The sequence below is a fragment of the Pectobacterium sp. CHL-2024 genome (genome assembly GCF_044751765.1).
Classification (GTDB): domain Bacteria; phylum Pseudomonadota; class Gammaproteobacteria; order Enterobacterales; family Enterobacteriaceae; genus Pectobacterium; species Pectobacterium brasiliense.
Genome location: NZ_JBIXKO010000014.1, coordinates 61533 through 78603 on the forward strand (window position 1 = coordinate 61533; position 17071 = coordinate 78603).

Sequence of the window (17071 nt, forward strand, 5' to 3'; positions counted from 1 at the left end):
CAACCCTACACCCATACTCATAACAGAAGCAGAGAAAAGACATATGAAAAAGATCATCAGCGTTTCCGCAATCGCCATCGCACTGGGTCTGTCTGGTTTTGCTCAGGCCCAAAATGAACAAATCGTTTTCAGTACGCCGAATCTCGCTATGCCGTTTGAAGTACATATGCAGCGCACCGCTGTTAAAGCCGCCAAAGAACTGGGCGTGAATTTGCAGGTGCTGGATGGGCAGGGTAGCTCACCGAAGCAGGCCGCCGACTTGGAAAATGCCATTACGCGTGGGGCGCAGGGCTTTGTTGTATCGCCGAATGACGTTAACGCGGTGTCCAGCGCTGTTACCGATATTCAGGATGCCAAGCTGCCCGTGGTGACGCTGGATCGTTCGGTAAAAACGGAAAAAGCAGTGCCGCACTTTGGTGCCAATAACTACAAAGGCGGCCAGGCGATTGCCGACTATGTCAAAACCAAATTCCCAGATGGTGCAGAGATCATTCTGCTGACCGGTCAACCGGGTTCGTCTTCTAACATCGAGCGTACGCAGGGGATTCGTGACAGCCTGAAAGCGGGTGGCAGTAAATATCACATTGTCGCGGACCAGACGGGGAACTGGATGCGTTCCGAAGGGATGCGCATCGTGGAAAGCGTTTTTCCTTCGCTGCCTAAACGCCCGCAGGTGATCCTCTCTGCGAATGACGACATGGCACTGGGCGCTATTGAAGCGTTACAAGGGCAAGGTCTGAAACCCGGCGACGTGATGGTAACCGGCTTTGACGCCGTGCCGGAAGCGCTGGCTCGCGTACGTGACGGCTGGCTGGCTGTGACTGCCGATCAACGTCCGGGCTACGCAGTGACCACTGCGTTGACGCAGTTGACCAACAACATCCGCAGTAAAGCGCCTATCACCGGGGCAGACTACCAACCGACCATGATTACCAAAGATAACCTGAACGATGCCGAACGTATTGGCGAAGCGGGTAAATAAGTCGTTTTCTACGTAATCAATAAAGGTATTCAGCAGGCCGCGTTCGCGCGGCCTTGCGGGAGGAAGGTAAACATGACGGAACCCCTACTGAACATTACCAATCTGGCAAAGAGCTTCTCCGGCGTTTGGGCGTTGAGCAACGCGCAGCTGACCGTACAGCCGGGAGAGATTCATGCGCTATTGGGAGAAAACGGCGCGGGCAAATCGACACTGTTGAAGGCGCTGGCAGGGGCGCAGCCGCAGACCAGCGGCGACATCTGGTTTGGTGGCGAGACGCTGTTACCGCTCGAATCGCCCGTTGAGCGCCAAAAGCGGGGGATTATCACCATTTATCAGGAATTTAATCTGCTGCCCAATATGAGCGTGGCGGAAAACATGTTCCTGGGACGTGAGCCGCAAAGCAGCGGTGTATTCGTAGACGCGCTGGCGGTGAATCGCGAGGCGAAAGCGGTACTGGATTATCTGAAATTGAACATTGCGCCGACGACGCAGGTCGCGCGTTTGAGCGTGGCACAGCAGCAGATGGTGGAGATTGCCAGAGCGCTGACGCTGAACGCCAAGCTGATTGTGATGGACGAACCATCGGCGGCGCTGAGCGACAGTGAAGTCGACAGCCTGCACCGTGTGGTGCGCGAGCTGAAAGGGCGTGGCGTGAGCGTGGTGTATGTCACACACCGGCTACACGAAGTCTTCCAACTGTGCGATCGGTTTACCGTATTTCAGGACGGCCGCTATACCGGTTCCGGCGATGTTGCCAGCACGAATGTGCAGGAGATTATTCGCCTGATGGTCGGCCGTGACGTGGTGTTTAACCGCCGTCCGCCTTCGGAAACGCATCATCAGGATAAGCCGGTACGGCTGGCGGTGAAGGGCTTAAGCCGCGAAAAACCGCCGCTGGATGCACACGGTATCGCGCTTAAGGACATCAACTTCCAGGTACATGCGGGCGAAGTGCTCGGTATTGCCGGGCTGGTAGGCGCGGGACGCACGGAAATCGCACGCTGCCTGTTTGGTGCCGACGCGTTCTCTACCGGTGAATTTGTGCTGGATGACGAACCCTATTATCCCTCCACGCCGCTGCATGCGCTGTCGCAAGGCATCGCGCTGGTGCCGGAAGACCGCAAGAAAGAGGGCGCGGTGCTGGGGTTGTCAATCAGGGAAAATATCTCGCTTTCCAACCTCTCGTCGCTGATGTGCTGGCGCTGGTTTGTCGACACCCGTAAGGAGGACGACCTGATTGAGGCCTACCGTCAGGCGCTGCACATCAAGATGGTGAACAGCGAGCAGGAAGTGCGCAAGCTGTCGGGCGGTAACCAGCAAAAGGTGATTCTTGCCCGCTGTATGGCACTGAATCCCAAGGTATTGATTGTGGATGAGCCCACGCGCGGCATCGATGTCGGCACCAAGTCTGAGGTGCATCAGGTGCTGTTCGATATGGCGAAACGGGGCGTCGCCGTGATTGTGATTTCCTCCGATCTGCCGGAAATCATGGCGATTTCCGACCGCATTATCACGCTCAGCGAAGGGCGGATTAGCGGGGAAATTCATGGCGATGACGCCACAGAAGAAAAACTGATGACGATGATGGCCATTTGCCACGACGCATTACACGCAGCATAACGGAGGTGACGCATGTCCCAGCAGCCGCTTTCTAAGAGCATTACGCCGTCCAATCCGCGTGGACGTTTTGACCCAATCGCCTTTTTTGAACGCTTTGGCGTGTTTATTTTCATGATTCTGCTGCTGATCTTTTTTCAGTCGCAGAACAGCAATTTTCTGTCCGAGCGCAACATCACCAACATTCTGACCGAAGTCTCCATCTACGGCATCATGGCCGTGGGGATGACGTTCGTTATCCTGACTGCGGGGATCGACCTGTCCGTCGGCTCGATTCTGGCGGTGTGCGCCATTACCGCCGCCTCGGTCATTAAAGGCGACAATTTCACCACTGTCGATCCGGATGCCTGGTACGGCTTGAGCTGGCTGGTTGCACTGGGCGTCTGTCTGGCGATGGGCACCTTCATTGGCTTTCTGCATGGTTTGGGTGTCACCAAACTGCGTCTGCCGCCATTCATCGTCACGCTGGGCGGGATGACGATCTGGCGTGGATTAACGCTGGTGATGAACGACGGTGCGCCGATTGCCGGCTTTGACCCCGGCTATCGCTGGTGGGGGCGAGGCGAGATCCTGGGTATTTCGGTGCCGATCTGGATCTTCGCACTGGTCGCTTTACTGGGTTATCTGGCGCTGCATAAAACCCGCTGGGGCCGCTTCGTGTACGCCATCGGCGGCAACACCGAAGCCGCTCGGCTGGCTGGGGTGAACGTGCAGCGTGTGCTGGTCAGCGTTTACGTCGTGATTGGCTGTCTGGCCGGGCTGGCGGGCTTCATTCTCAGCGCCCGTCTCGGTAGCGCAGAAGCGGTTGCGGGGATCACCTTCGAGCTGCGCGTTATCGCCTCGGTGGTCATCGGCGGTACCTCGCTGATGGGCGGCTACGGCCGGATCAGCGGCACCATTATCGGCTCGATCATCATGGGGATTCTGATTAACGGACTGGTGTTGATGAACGTATCGGCCTACTACCAGCAGATTATTACCGGGTTAATTATCGTGCTGGCCGTGGCGTTCGACACCTACGCCAAGAGCCGTCGCGGCGCTATCTGAGCCGCACCCGTACCGACTCTCTTTTCGCACCGAGGTAGATATGAAGGATGTACGCATTGGGTTAATCGGCACCGGCTATATCGGTCGTGCGCATGCCATCGCTTACGCACAGGCACCGACGGTCTTCCCGCTGAAAGGCAATCTGGTGAAGGCGATGCTGGCAGAAGTATCGCCGGAACTGGCAGCCCGACGGGCGCAGGAGTTTGGCTTCCTGCGCTCCACAGGGGACTGGCGTGCGCTGGTGGCGGACCCAGATATTGACGTGGTGGATATCTGTGCGCCGAATTTTCTGCATAAGACGATGGTGATGGCAGCCATCCAGCACGGCAAGCACGTTTATTCGGAAAAGCCGCTGGCGCTGAACGCGCGTGATGCCCGAGAAATGGTCGATGCCGCGCAGCGGGCGGGCGTGAAAACGCTGGTGGGCTTCAACTACATGAAGAACCCGACCTCACAGCTGGCGAAAGAGATTATTGCCAGCGGCGAGATTGGCGACGTGGTGCATTTTTACGGCACGCATAACGAAGATTATCTGGCCGATCCGAACAAACCGGCCGACTGGCACTGTTTCAAAGAAACGGCTGGGCTGGGCGCGCTGGGGGATCTGGCGGCGCATATCGTCAACATGGCGCAGTATTTGGTGGGGGATATCGCCAGCGTCTGCGGTGACCTGCAAACGGTGATTACGCAGCGTCCGACGGCACCGGGCAGCAGCGAATTAGTACAGGTGGAGAATGAAGATCAGGCGCATGCAATGGTGCGGTTTGCCAGCGGCGCTCGCGGTGTGATTGAAACGTCGCGCATCGCCTGCGGCCGAAAAATGGGCCTGACCTATGTCGTGACCGGCACGAAAGGCACGCTGAGTTACACGCAGGAACGCATGGCGGAGCTGAAGCTTTATCGGCATGACGAACCGGAGAACCGGCAGGGATTTAAAACGCTGCTGACCGGGCCGCAGCATCCTGACTATGCGGCTTTTTGCGCCAGCGCCGGACACGGTATTGGATTTAACGATCAGAAAACGGTGGAGGTGCGCGATCTGATCGACGGTATTGCGGCTGACGTCCCGATGTGGCCGGATTTCGAAGAGGGCTGGAAAGTCTCGCGAGTTCTGGATGCGATCGTGCAGTCACACGAAACGGCGCGCTGGGTGAATGTGGATGAGGTGGGCTAATACGTCAGCTGACGTGATTTCTTCTTTTTATACCCGTCATACTTCAAGTTGCATGTGTGTTGGCTGCGTTCAGTCACCCGAATCACTTACTCAAGTAAGCTCATCGGGATGAAATGAGAGACATCCTGTCTCTCACCGAAGGCCAGCCGTTGGCTGGTCAAATTCGTTCCTGACGAATTTGTCCTTCGCTTGCCGCCTTCCTGGAACTCGAATTATTTAGGGTATATGAGGCTTTTTTTACGCGATTTTTACAGGATTGGCCGCTATGAATAAGGAAAAGACGTTTGATGTGATTTGCATGGGGCGCGTTGCTGTCGATCTGTACGGGCAGCAAATCGGCGCGCGTCTAGAAGATATGGGCAGTTTTGCCAAGTATCTGGGCGGGTCGTCCGGCAACGTGGCTTACGGCACGGCGCGACAGGGGTTGCGTTCTTCTATGCTGGCGCGGGTGGGCGACGAGCATATGGGGCGCTTCCTGCGTGAAGAGTTGAATCAGGTCGGCTGCGACACCAGCCATTTGATTACCGATAAGGAACGTCTGACGGCGCTGGTGCTGTTGGGCATTAAAGATCGCGATACCTTTCCGCTGATTTTCTACCGCGATAACTGCGCCGACATGGCGATCTCGCCGGAAGATTTCACCGAGGATTACATCGCATCGTCGCGCTGCCTAGCGATTACCGGCACGCATCTCTCTCATCCGAACACGCGTGAAGCGGTGCTGACGGCGCTGCAATACGCGCGGCGCAACGGGGTGAAAACGGCGCTGGATATCGACTACCGTCCGGTGCTGTGGGGGCTGACGTCGTTGGGCGATGGCGAAACGCGTTTTGTTGAAGCGCAGGCGGTCACGGAACAGTTGCAGCAGGTGCTGTCGCTGTTCGATGTGATTGTCGGCACCGAGGAAGAGTTCCACATTGCGGGCGGCAGCACGGATACCTTGCAGGCGCTACGCACGGTGCGGCAGCACACGCAGGCGGAACTGGTGTGCAAACGCGGGGCGCTGGGCTGCTCGGTGTTTAGCGACGCGATTCCTGACCATCTGGATAAAGGCATCACGATTAAAGGCGTGCGCGTGGATGTGCTGAACGTGTTGGGGGCGGGCGATGCGTTTATGTCCGGCCTGCTGCGTGGCTACCTCAACGGAGAGGGCTGGGAGAAAGCCTGTGCATACGCTAATGCCTGCGGCGCGCTGGTGGTATCACGCCACGGCTGTGCGCCAGCCATGCCAAGCAAGATCGAACTGGATAACTATTTAGCCCGCGCGGCGAGCGTCCCGCGCCCTGATTTGGACGAAGAGCTTAACCATCTGCACCGTGTTACGACACGTCGTAAACAGTGGCATGAGCTGTGTGTGATCGCGTTCGATCACCGTAGCCAGTTGGAAGACATGGCGCTGAACTGTGGCACGGAAATCAGCCGTATTCCGGCACTGAAAAAGCTGATTCTGCGTGCTAGCTATGAAGCGGCACAACAGGCAGGGCTGGAAGGCAAAGCGGGTCTGCTGTGCGACGGCACGTTCGGACAGGATGCGCTGAATGACATCACCGGAAAAGGCTGGTGGATCGGCCGGCCGATTGAGCTGCCGGGATCGCGCCCGTTAATGATGGAGCGCGGCAATATTGGCTCACAGCTGGTGAGCTGGCCGCTAGAACACGTCGTGAAATGTCTGGTGTTCTTCCACCCGGAAGACGCTCACGCGCTACGGCGCGAGCAGGAAATGAAGGTGATGGAGGTCTATCAGGCCTGTCGTCAATCCGGCCATGAACTGCTGCTTGAAGTCATTCTGCCTGCGGGGATGTCGCATAGCGATGCGCTTTATCTGCGCGCGATTCAACGCTTCTACAACCTCGGCGTACGGCCGGACTGGTGGAAACTGCCTCCGCTGTCCTCCGAAGGCTGGGCGCAACTGACACCGCTGCTGGCGCAGCGCGATCCTTACTGTCGGGGCGTGGTGATTCTGGGGCTGGATGCGCCGCTGGAAACGTTGCAGCAGGGATTCAGTGCCGCCGTAGGCTTCCCGATTGTGAAAGGTTTTGCTGTCGGTCGTACCCTGTTTGCCCAGCCAGCACAAAAGTGGTTGCGTAACGAGATTGATGACGCCGAATTGATTGAGCAAGTTAAAGATAACTATCTGCAACTGATCGCCGTCTGGCTTCAGCGCGGTTAACCCATTCTATGTGTTTGAATAAGGGACATAACATGAACGTTCAACTTGGTATTAATCCACTCACCTGGACCAATGACGATCTGCCTTCTCTGGGCGCGGACACTCCGCTGGAAACCTGTCTGAGCGAAGGGCGGCAGGCTGGTTTCGCCGGTTTTGAATTAGGTAATAAATTCCCGCGTCAGGCCAGCGTGCTGGGGCCTATTCTGCAAGCGCACGATCTGCGCTTAGTCTCCGGCTGGTACTCCGGCGAACTGCTCACTCGTTCAGTAGAAGAAGAGATTGAAGCGGTGCAGGGGCATCTGGCGTTGCTGCGCGATCTCGGCGCGACGGTACTGGTGTTTGCCGAAGTGACGGGCGCGATTCACGGCGACCAACAGAAACCGGTCCATCTGCGCCCGCGTTTCCCCGAAGAACGCTGGCCGGAATACGGCAAAAAACTGACCGAGTTTGCGCGCTACACGCAAAGTCAGGGCGTGCAGATTGCCTATCATCACCATATGGGCACGGTGATTGAAAGCGCGCAGGACGTGGACAATCTGATGGAACATACCGGGCCGGAAGTCGGGCTGCTGCTGGATACCGGACACTTTACGTTCGCGGGTGCCGATCCGGTTGCGGTAGCGAAGCGTTGGATTAACCGCATCAATCACGTTCACTGCAAAGACATTCGTCCAGACGTGCTGAAAGACGTGAAAAACCGCAAGACCAGTTTTCTGGACGCGGTGCTGAGTGGCGTCTTTACCGTGCCGGGCGATGGCTGTGTCGATTATCCGGCGGTGTTCAGCATCCTGAAATCCCATAATTACAGCGGATGGCTGGTGGTCGAAGCGGAACAAGATCCGGCTGTCGCGCATCCGCTGACGTACGCGACACTGGGCTACAATAACTTGCAACGTTTCGCCCAGCAGGCGGAATTGATCTGATTCGTGGTGATATCCCCCGCATCTTCACGCTGCCAGCAGACCAACGTGCAGGCAGCGTGAAGTCGGGGGAGATAAAGGAGGCAAAAGATGTCCCGACTGTTATCACGCCATCGTGCCCCTGACGAACATGGCCGTACGCAGCACATCACGCCGGAAACGGCGGGCTGGCGATATGTGGGGTTCGAGGTATATCAATTGGCACCGGAACAAGTGCTATCGCTGTCCGCCAGCGATAACGAACGCTGTCTGGTGCTGGTCAGCGGCAAGGCAACGGTTGTCACGCCAGGTGAGCGCTTTGAGCAGATTGGCGACAGAATGAGCCCGTTTGAGCGCAGAAAACCCTATGCGGTTTATGTCACGACGGGAGAGACGATTACAGTGACGGCGCACACCGCGCTGGAACTGGCCGTTTGCGCTGCACCGGGATTTGGCACGCATCCGACCCGACTGATCGCCCCGCAGGATATCGACGCCGAGCAGCGTGGGGTCGGTAATAACCAGCGCTATGTGCATAATATTTTGCCGGAGGACAAAGCGGCAGATAGCCTGCTGGTGGTCGAAGTGTATACCGATGAAGGCTGCACCAGTTCTTATCCCAGCCATAAGCACGATGTCGATAATCCGCCGCAGGAAACCTATCTGGAAGAAACCTACTACCATCGTTTGAACCCAGAACAGGGATTCTGCCTGCAACGCGTCTATACCGATGACCGGTCATTAGATGAATGTATGGCGGTCTACAATAGGGACGTGGTGCAGGTGCCGCGCGGCTACCATCCGGTCGCCACCCTTGCAGGCTATGACAGCTACTATCTGAATGTAATGGCCGGCCCGACGCGCCAGTGGCGTTTCACCTGGGAAGCCGATCATCAGTGGATCAACAGTCCCGAGTATGCGGATAAGCGCAGATAGGGCAAGCGTAGCGTTGTTTATGATAATTAAAAACAGGAAGCTCGGTGTATGCTTCCTGTTTTTACAATAATGTATCCGTCATCAGCGTCATTCCCGCCATTCCAACGTGCCTGCTTTCAAATAGCCAATGTGGCTGGCCATCAGTTCGGCTTCCTGTTCGCTGTGTGTGACTAAGAGCGCGGTTTGTCCGGCGTCGCGCAGGATGTCGCGCACTTCCTGTCCCAGTCGTTTGCGGCTGTCGGGGTCTAGGCTGGATAGCGGTTCGTCGAGCAGCAGCACAGCAGGTTGCGGGGCCAGCGCTCGCGCGAGTGCAATACGTTGCTGTTGTCCGCCGGACATCTCATGCGGATAGCGCTGTGCCAGCGAGACGAGATCGACCAGCTCAAGCATGGCGCGGACGCGCGATTGCTGGAGATCCTTCGGCTGTTTTCTCAGGCCGAAAGCAATATTCTGCGCGGCGGTCAGATGGGGAAACAGCGCGTAGTCCTGAAACACCATCCCGACGTTGCGCTGTTCCGGCGGCAGATGCACGTCCGGGCCCGCCACACAGCGTCCGCCGACGTGGATTGTTCCCTGAGTCAGATGCTCAAAACCCGCAATCGCGCGTAAAGCCGTGGTTTTACCGCATCCTGATGCGCCCAGCAGACAGGCCAACTCGCCCGCGGCAACTTCCATAGAAAAACCGTTCAACACGTGATGCACATTGTGCTTGTGCCCGTAGGCGACGTGGACATTATTCAGAACGAGTGTAGCCTCAGACACCTTGACTCTTCCTCATGATTTTCATTCTTTCTCAACCGACGTTTTTAGCTGGCTGCGGGCCAGCAGCACAACGGGCAGCGTACCCGCCAGCACGATCAGCAGTGCGGCAATCGCGCCTTCTTCGTAGGTGCCTCTGGCGGCTTCGGCATACAAAACGGTCGCCAGCGTTTCGAAATTAACCGGCCGTAGCAGCAGCGTGGCGGGGAGTTCTTTCATCGCGTCGGCAAACACCAGCAGCGCACTGGTCACCAGCGCGGGGCGCAGCAGGGGAAGGTGCACGCGGAAAAAGGTGACGAATTCACTTTCGCCCAGTAGACGCGATGCCTGTTCCATCACGGGCGGAATGCGCGTCAGCCCCGCATCAAGCGCACCAATCCCAATCGCCATAAAGCGAATGGCACAGCAGACTACCAGCAGAATACCGACGGAAAGCAGCGGCAATCCCTTATAACCTATCAATCCCGCGAGAAAATTATCCGTCGCCATGCCGGGCGTCAGCATGCCAATCGCCAGTACCGTACCGGGCACGGCATAGCCCAGCGAGGCGATTCTCAGTATCGTGCGGCGGCGTTCTGGTGAACGGTCAGTGATAGCTGAATGACGGGCATACCACGCAATAATCAGGCTAACGAACGTGACGACCAGCGTGACGCCAACGGCCAGCAGCAGCGAGTTCTGCAACGACTGTATCAGACCCGCGGAGATCGTCACGCTATCGCCCAGTCGTTTCGCGCTTTCCCATGCCAGAAAGAGGGCAGGGGCGATGAAGCCGAGCAGGATAGGCAACGCGGTCACACCGGTTGCCAACCAGGCGCGCACGCCTTTCAGCGGTGCGGGCATGATGCCGCGCATTTGGCGGCTGGTACCGTAGCGCTGGTTTTTCCGGCCGTAATATTCTAGCGTCAGCAGCAGGATGACGACCGTCAGCATCGTGCAGGCAATCTGCGCCGCGGCGGGTAAATCCGAACGGGTGACCCAGGTGGTGTAAACCGTCACGGTCAGCGTATTCACCCCAAGGAATTCGGAGGCACCAATATCATTCAGCGTTTCCAGCAAGGCCAGACTGGTGCCGACGGCCAACGCAGGGCGAGCCATTGGCAGGGCGACGTGCAGGAAAGTGCCCGTTGCGCTCAATCCTAGCGTGCGTGCGGCTTCCAGCAAGTGTGCTGGCTGGCTGATAAACATCGCGCGCATGGTTAGATAAACGTACGGATAGAGCACCAGACCGAGTAGCAGAATTGCACCCGTCATGGATCGCAGGTCCGGCAGGCGGAACTGACGCGGACTATCGTAGCCCAGCACACTGCGGATCGCTTCCTGAATTGGCCCTATAGGATGCAGCAGATCGAGCCAGGCAAACGCGACAATATAGGTTGGCATCGCCAGCGGTAGCAGCAGCGCCCAGCTAACAAACTGTCTGCCGGGGAAATCAAACGCGGTCACCAGCCAGGCGCAGCCTGCGCCAATCACCATGACGAGTGCGCCGACGCCGACGAGCAGAATGAGTGTGTTGAGTGCGGCATCGGGCAGCACGTAGCGCATCAGGTGATCCCAATGCCCAACACCCGCGCCAGCCGCTAGCCAAAGCAGGGAAACCAGCGGGGCCAGAACACCGAGTGCAATGATGACGGCAGCGATGCGAAGCGGAGAAAAAAAGAGGCGCGGCCGCCCGAAGGCGCCGCGCAGGGTTGACGAACCGGTCTTATTGATCGAATCCAACTTTATCTACCAACTGACTAGCCTGTTTACGGAATTTAACGATGTCAGTCAGCGGAATGCTATCCACATTCACTTCACCAATCGTGCTGCCGATGGTGGAGTCCAGCGCGACGCCTTTACGAACCGGATATTCGTAGTTCGCCTGTGCATAGATCTGCTGAGCTGGTGCGGAGACCAGATATTCCATCAATTTCACGGCTTGATCTTTATGTGGTGCGTGGCGTGCAACGGCAGCACCGCTGATATTGACGTGCGTACCGCCATTCTCAAAGGTTGGTTTGACGACTTTGATGGCATCACCCCATTTACGGGCATCGGTGCCTTCTTTGGCGTTCTTCATATGGCCGACATAATAAGAGTTCGCCAGACCCACATCGCAGATGCCGCCGAGGATATCGCGTGCGACGTCGCGGTCACCGCCCGTGGCTTTACGCGCCAGATTGTCTTTCACACCTCGCAGCCAGGTTTCAGTTTTGGCTTCACCATGATGTGCGATCATGGCGGCAATCATTGCGGTGTTATACGGGTGCTGTCCTGCACGCAGGCACACTTTGCCTTTCCACTTAGGATCGGCCAAATCTTCATAGTGGAAGCTATCCACTGCTAAACCTTTCTCCGCGTAGAGCACACGAGCACGCATCGACAGACCAAACCATTGGTTATCTTTGTCGCGCAGCGCCGCCGGGATAGCCTCGGTTAATGCACTGGACTGAATCGGCTGTGTAACACCGGCTTCTACCAGATCGATCAGGTTACCGGCATCAACGGTCATCAGCAGGTCAGCCGGTGAGTTTTGGCCTTCCGCCTTCACACGCTCCAGCATGCCGTCCTTGATGAACACGGTATTCACTTTAACCGACGTCTCTTTGGTGAACGCATCCAGCAGCGGCTGAATCAGGCCGGGCTCACGCGTGGTGTAGAGAGTCAGAGAGTCATCTGCGGCAACAGCAGGCAGGGCATAGGCCACCATTAGCGATGAAGCCAGCGTCAGCAGGCGCGCTTTTTTGCGCAGAACAGACAGCGTTTTTGACATGTTATTATCTTCTCCAGAGTGAATGTGATGCGTAAATTAATAAAATAAGGAGATATTTTCGGCAGGTGACAAAAACTATATATGATAATCACTCTTGTTTGCAATCTCATTAGTGCTTGCGCGCTGTTATCGTGATGCGGGTCAACATACAGCCTCATCGAGACGGCATGCTGTCTTATTGGTCGGCGCGTGGGTAAAACAGCACCAGGTGATTATGTTGAGTGAGGCGAGTGCTACGGCGTCTGGCTTTCGGCCAGCCGGCTGATATGCATGGTCAGCCAGGTAAGCTCTTCTTTCGGCAAGGCCATTTGGTATTTTTCCTGCACGTAATCCCTGATAGCCCAGGAAATCGCCATCGCTTCAGGATAGTGTTTCAGCAGTTCCTGATAGAAATCGTCTGTGCGTCCCGGTGCGATTTTACGGGCAATCACCCGTTCGGAGAAATAGCGCAGATGGTTGATAAAACGCAGATAATCGACGGCGTTGACATCAATATTCTTGTTTAACTTATAGCGGACAATCTCCGCCAGACGATTCACCAATTGCACCTGCTGGTGGGCATCGGCAATTTCGGCGCTGCCGGCGGCATTGATGAGGTGGAACGCGATATTGATGGCTTCGTCATCGGGCAGCGTGACGTTAAAGCGCGCCGACACGCGATCTTTTGCCTGCACGCCGAGGGCGTACTCTTTTTGGTAATAGCGTTTCACTTCCCAACTGAGCTTATTGATGAAGTTGTTACCCGTTTTGCTACGTTCAACTGCAAAATAGAGATGTTCCGCCAGCGTAAAGAACAGCACCGAATTAAGCTTTTCGGCGTACTGACTTTGTGCCAGCGTGACGATCTCATGCGTGATGTCAAAAAAAGCCGCAGGAATGGTGTCGGTCAATGAAAGAAAATGCCGTGATTTCAGGTTTTCCAGCGGAATGAAAACCTGCTCAACGTGCGTCACATCAATCAATGAACCGGGTTTGGCACCAAATCCGATGCCTTTACCCAACAGGATCATCTCCTGCTGTTCATGGTCGACTAACAGCATGCTGTTATTTAACGCTTTTTTCACTTTAATCACGTTTTTCTTCCACTCATGCTGGTTTTCTCATTACGTTCTCCAATCACAGTCATTTCCTGTCATTGCGCACGTAGCCTGCGGCAGTGCTGTCTGTCAGGTGAGGTCGGTACCGTTGGTCGCGATGACCTTCTGATACCAGTAGAACGAATCCTTTCTCAGCCGCGCGAGCGAACCGTTGCCCTCATCATCCTGATCGACGTAGATAAAGCCATAGCGTTTGGACATTTGTGATGTACCCGCGCTGATGATGTCAATCGCGCCCCAACTGGTGAACCCCATCAGTTCAACGCCTTCGCCAATCGCTTCACGCATTTGCTCGAAATGTGAACGGAAGTAGTCAACGCGGTAAGGATCGTGGATTTTCCCGTTTTCGACAACGTCTTTCGCACCCAGCCCATTTTCGACAATAAACAACGGCTTCTGGTAGCGATCGTAAAGCTCCAGCAGGGAAATTTTTAGCCCGACTGGGTCGATCTGCCATCCCCAATCTGAGGCTGGCAGGTACGGGTTTTTCACGCCCAGAACGGTGTTGCCTGGAATTCTCTCGGCGTCCGGCTGTGTGGATTCGGTGAGCGACATGTAATAGCTGAACGACACAAAATCCACGGTGTGCTGCTTGAGAATGGCCAGATCGTCGGGCTGCATGGTGATGTGAATCCCACGGCGTTCAAGGTCGCGCTTGATGAGCGGCGGATATTCACCGAACACCTGCACATCGGCATAAAAATAGTTTTCAAGATTCTTTTTCAGCGCGGCTTCGACATCTTCCGGGCGGCAGGAGTGCGGATAGGTCGTCAGCTTGGTCAGCATGCAACCGACCTGGCTGCCGGGGATTTTTTCATGGCAGTCGCGGGTGACGATAGCCGAGGCAACAAACTGGTGATGCAGCCCCTGATAAATATCCTGCTTGGCCTGTCCCGGCGCGCTTTTCTCTTCACGGATACCCGCGGTGGTAAATGGGTGGCGATGAATACTGTCGATCTCGTTAAAGGTCAGCCAGTAGCGCACCAGATCCTTATAGCGATCGAAGCAGACATTGCTAAAGCGTACGAAGGCATCCAGCACGTTGCGGTGCACCCAGCCATTGTATTTCTCACTCAGTGCCAGCGGCATTTCGTAGTGTGAAAGCGTCACCAGCGGTTCGATACCGAGCTTGCGCATCTCACGGAACAGATCGTCGTAAAACTGTAAACCGGCCTCATTCGGCGCGCTGTCTTCTCCGGTCGGAAAGATGCGCGACCAGGCGATAGAGACGCGCAGCACCTTGAAGCCCATTTCGGCAAACAGCGCCAGATCGCCCTGGTAGCGGTGGTAAAAATCGATGCCGCGCCGCTTGGGATAGAACGCGTCATTTTTTCCGTTGAGCGCGTCGGCGATGTTTTCATCTGTCAACGCCATATGGGCATGGTAATTCTTCAGGTCGAGATTTGGCTTCCAGGTAATAGCGTCCGCGACCGACGGCCCCTTGCCGTCTTCATTCCATGCGCCTTCGGCCTGATTGGCGGCAATCGCGCCGCCCCATAAAAAGTGTTCCGGGAATGCGATGTTTTTATCCATTACACAGACTCCTTTAAGGTCATGATGATGGTGCGAGGAGGGATGGCGACGTCAGTGGCTTCCGGTATAACGCGAAAGCGCTCACTGTTGGTGATAACCATCATGACAACGGGATCGTAACCCGCAGCGATGAGGCTATCGAGGTCAAATTCAACGAGGACATCGCCGGTATTAACCTGTTGGCCGGCCGTGACTTTCGGCTGAAAGCCCTGACCATTGAGTTTGATGGTATCGATACCGATATGGAAAATCAGTTCGGCACCGCTGTCGGTGAGCATGCTGACGGCATGACCCGTTTCAAACACGTTCTCAATGGTGCCGTTTGCCGGCGCGTAGAGCACGCCTTTCTCGGGGATGATGGCAATGCCGTCACCCATAATACGTTTGGAGAAGATCTCATCATTCACGTTGTCCAGCGCAATCACTTTTCCTTCAATCGGGCTGGCGAACTGGCATTCGGTAATCGTGTTATGGTTTTCTTCTACGGCGACGACAGGCTTCTCTTCCCGCCAGAGGAACAGAGCGGAGAGAAAGGCGATGACAAAAGAAAGCACCGCACCGGCGATGGCATAGACGATATTCCAGCTATTTTCCGGCGAGATAAACATGGAGATGCTAGCCAGGCCGGGGCCAACCAGCGCAAAGGCTTCAATCGCCATCCAACCGATAAACGCACCGCCGACCAGACTGCCTGCGATCACGCTATAGAGCGCCTTTTTATTCAGCAGCGTAATCCCGTATAGCGCGGGTTCGGTGATGCCGAACAGGGCAGAAATACCGGCTGAAATCGCCGTTGATTTTAGCGTTTTGTCTTTGCTCTTGAGCGCAATCGCCATACAGGCACCTGATTCGGCAATGTTGTGCGCAAGCGACGCGGGCAGATAGAGCATTTCCTTGCCAAACTGGCTCATGGAGGAAACGGCATAGGGCAGCATTGGTTTATGCATCCCCGACGCCACCATGAAGGGCAGCGCCGCGGCGAGCAGCCCCGTCGCCACAAAACCCAGCTTGCTGTACAGCCAGAGGATCACGCTAGCCAGACCCGCACCGAGTTCATAACCTAGCGGGCCAAGTACCAACAGCGTGACGGGAACGGTAACCAACAGCGACAGCATCGGTGACAGGAAAATACGCAGCGCGCTCGGCGAGTAGCGATTGAAGAGCTTTTCGGTTTGCGCATAAAAAATGACGCACAGAATTGCCGGGAAAACCTGCGACGCGTAAGCGACGTTCTTCAGGTCGAAGGAGAGAAATTCTGCGCCTTCCGCCAGCTGTTTAGACATTGCCGGCAGCACCATCACAGAGACGGCGGAAACGGCAACCAGCACATTCACTTTCAACTTCATCGCGGTGGTGATACCCACCAGAATCGGCAGAAAATAGAGTGGGGCGGAACCGATATTATCCAGCACTTTATACGTTGAGCTGTCTTTGGTGAGCCAACCGAGCAGATCCAGCAGCAGTAACAGCGATTTGAGCACGCCGCCACCGGCAATCGCAGGCACCAGCGGCTGAAAAATGCTGATGATAAAATCGATAGCAAAAGCGGTGCGATTGGTTTTTGCTGGCACGGCGCGATCTGTTTTCTTACGGCCTGCCGCGAGGTTCTGCACCGCCTCGTACACCTGCATCACTTCGCCGCCGATGATCACCTGGCACTGTACGTTAACCCGAACGCCCAGCACGCCCGGCACCTTTTCCAGTTCGTTCTGGTTTACCTGGCTGTTGTCATAAAGACTTAGCCGTAGCCGTGTAGAACAGTGTTCAATGTGCTCAATGTTGTCAATTCCACCGACTAACGTGATGATTTTTTCAGCGGTAGTGGCATAGGCTGTCGCGTTATTATCTGCTGCTGTGTGGCTCATACGACGATTCCCCTGATCCAGAAACGAAAAAAGACCTGAAGCTCTTCCCATGATGTTGAGTGGGAGAGCTTCAGGTCTTGCCTAGAAAACTAGTTACACGCCTGTGCTGCTGTTGTAATTCCTCGTACGCGGGAAAGTCAAACAGATCGTGCTGCCTTAATGAGTAAGTGTGATGGCAATAGCAGAATGGAGGGCTTAGCCTGACAGCGCCGATGAATCCCAGGCATGTTGCATAAA

At 55.8% G+C, this 17071-nt stretch carries 13 protein-coding genes; 7 read left to right on the forward strand and 6 right to left on the reverse strand.

Features of this window, described 5'->3' with window-relative positions:
* Window positions 1-43 precede the first annotated feature (43 nt).
* The 7 genes from ACIPUG_RS17410 (at window position 44) to iolB (ending at window position 8825) form a co-directional block, all read left to right on the forward strand.
* Window positions 44-982 (forward strand): substrate-binding domain-containing protein, encoded by a 939-nt coding sequence (locus ACIPUG_RS17410; RefSeq protein ID WP_010308444.1) that lies wholly within the window; start codon window positions 44-46, stop codon window positions 980-982.
* Between the two features lie 72 nt (window positions 983-1054).
* Window positions 1055-2602 carry a sugar ABC transporter ATP-binding protein gene (locus tag ACIPUG_RS17415; protein ID WP_400339447.1) on the forward strand — a complete coding sequence of 516 codons (1548 nt, stop codon included), beginning with the start codon at window positions 1055-1057 and terminating at the stop codon, window positions 2600-2602.
* 12 nt (window positions 2603-2614) lie between these two features.
* Complete coding sequence (locus tag ACIPUG_RS17420) at window positions 2615-3646, forward strand: ABC transporter permease (RefSeq protein WP_010281439.1); 1032 nt, start codon at window positions 2615-2617, stop codon at window positions 3644-3646.
* A 40-nt stretch (window positions 3647-3686) separates the two neighbouring features.
* Window positions 3687-4820 (forward strand): Gfo/Idh/MocA family protein, encoded by a 1134-nt coding sequence (locus tag ACIPUG_RS17425; protein ID WP_400339450.1) that lies wholly within the window; start codon window positions 3687-3689, stop codon window positions 4818-4820.
* Between the two features lie 265 nt (window positions 4821-5085).
* Window positions 5086-6990 (forward strand): 5-dehydro-2-deoxygluconokinase, encoded by a 1905-nt coding sequence (gene iolC / locus ACIPUG_RS17430; RefSeq protein ID WP_180788170.1) that lies wholly within the window; start codon window positions 5086-5088, stop codon window positions 6988-6990.
* A gap of 32 nt (window positions 6991-7022) precedes the next feature.
* Window positions 7023-7913, forward strand: a complete 891-nt coding sequence (gene iolE, locus ACIPUG_RS17435; protein WP_039468260.1) for a myo-inosose-2 dehydratase — start codon at window positions 7023-7025, stop codon at window positions 7911-7913.
* An 87-nt stretch (window positions 7914-8000) separates the two neighbouring features.
* Complete coding sequence (gene iolB / locus ACIPUG_RS17440) at window positions 8001-8825, forward strand: 5-deoxy-glucuronate isomerase (RefSeq protein WP_400339454.1); 825 nt, start codon at window positions 8001-8003, stop codon at window positions 8823-8825.
* Between the two features lie 87 nt (window positions 8826-8912).
* Here the strand turns inward: iolB and ACIPUG_RS17445 are convergent, their stop codons facing one another.
* The 6 genes from ACIPUG_RS17445 to ACIPUG_RS17470 all read right to left on the reverse strand — a co-directional run bounded on the left by ACIPUG_RS17445 (window position 8913) and on the right by ACIPUG_RS17470 (window position 16834).
* A complete protein-coding gene (locus tag ACIPUG_RS17445; RefSeq protein WP_039509294.1) occupies window positions 8913-9587 on the reverse strand; it encodes an ABC transporter ATP-binding protein in 675 nt (224 codons plus the stop codon).
* Between the two features lie 21 nt (window positions 9588-9608).
* Window positions 9609-11306: an iron ABC transporter permease gene (locus ACIPUG_RS17450; RefSeq protein WP_039280096.1), complete on the reverse strand. Its 1698-nt coding sequence runs from the start codon at window positions 11304-11306 to the stop codon at window positions 9609-9611.
* Entirely contained in the window at window positions 11290-12339 is a 1050-nt protein-coding gene (locus ACIPUG_RS17455; RefSeq protein ID WP_010281456.1) for a Fe(3+) ABC transporter substrate-binding protein, read from the reverse strand. The genes ACIPUG_RS17450 and ACIPUG_RS17455 overlap by 17 nt, the downstream gene beginning before the upstream one ends.
* Window positions 12340-12572: 233 nt before the next feature.
* Window positions 12573-13412, reverse strand: a complete 840-nt coding sequence (locus ACIPUG_RS17460) for a PRD domain-containing protein (protein ID WP_205557316.1) — start codon at window positions 13410-13412, stop codon at window positions 12573-12575.
* A 93-nt stretch (window positions 13413-13505) separates the two neighbouring features.
* Complete coding sequence (locus ACIPUG_RS17465) at window positions 13506-14969, reverse strand: glycoside hydrolase family 1 protein (protein WP_400339458.1); 1464 nt, start codon at window positions 14967-14969, stop codon at window positions 13506-13508.
* Entirely contained in the window at window positions 14969-16834 is a 1866-nt protein-coding gene (locus ACIPUG_RS17470; protein ID WP_400339459.1) for a beta-glucoside-specific PTS transporter subunit IIABC, read from the reverse strand. The genes ACIPUG_RS17465 and ACIPUG_RS17470 overlap by 1 nt, the downstream gene beginning before the upstream one ends.
* Between the last annotated feature and the right edge of the window lie 237 nt (window positions 16835-17071).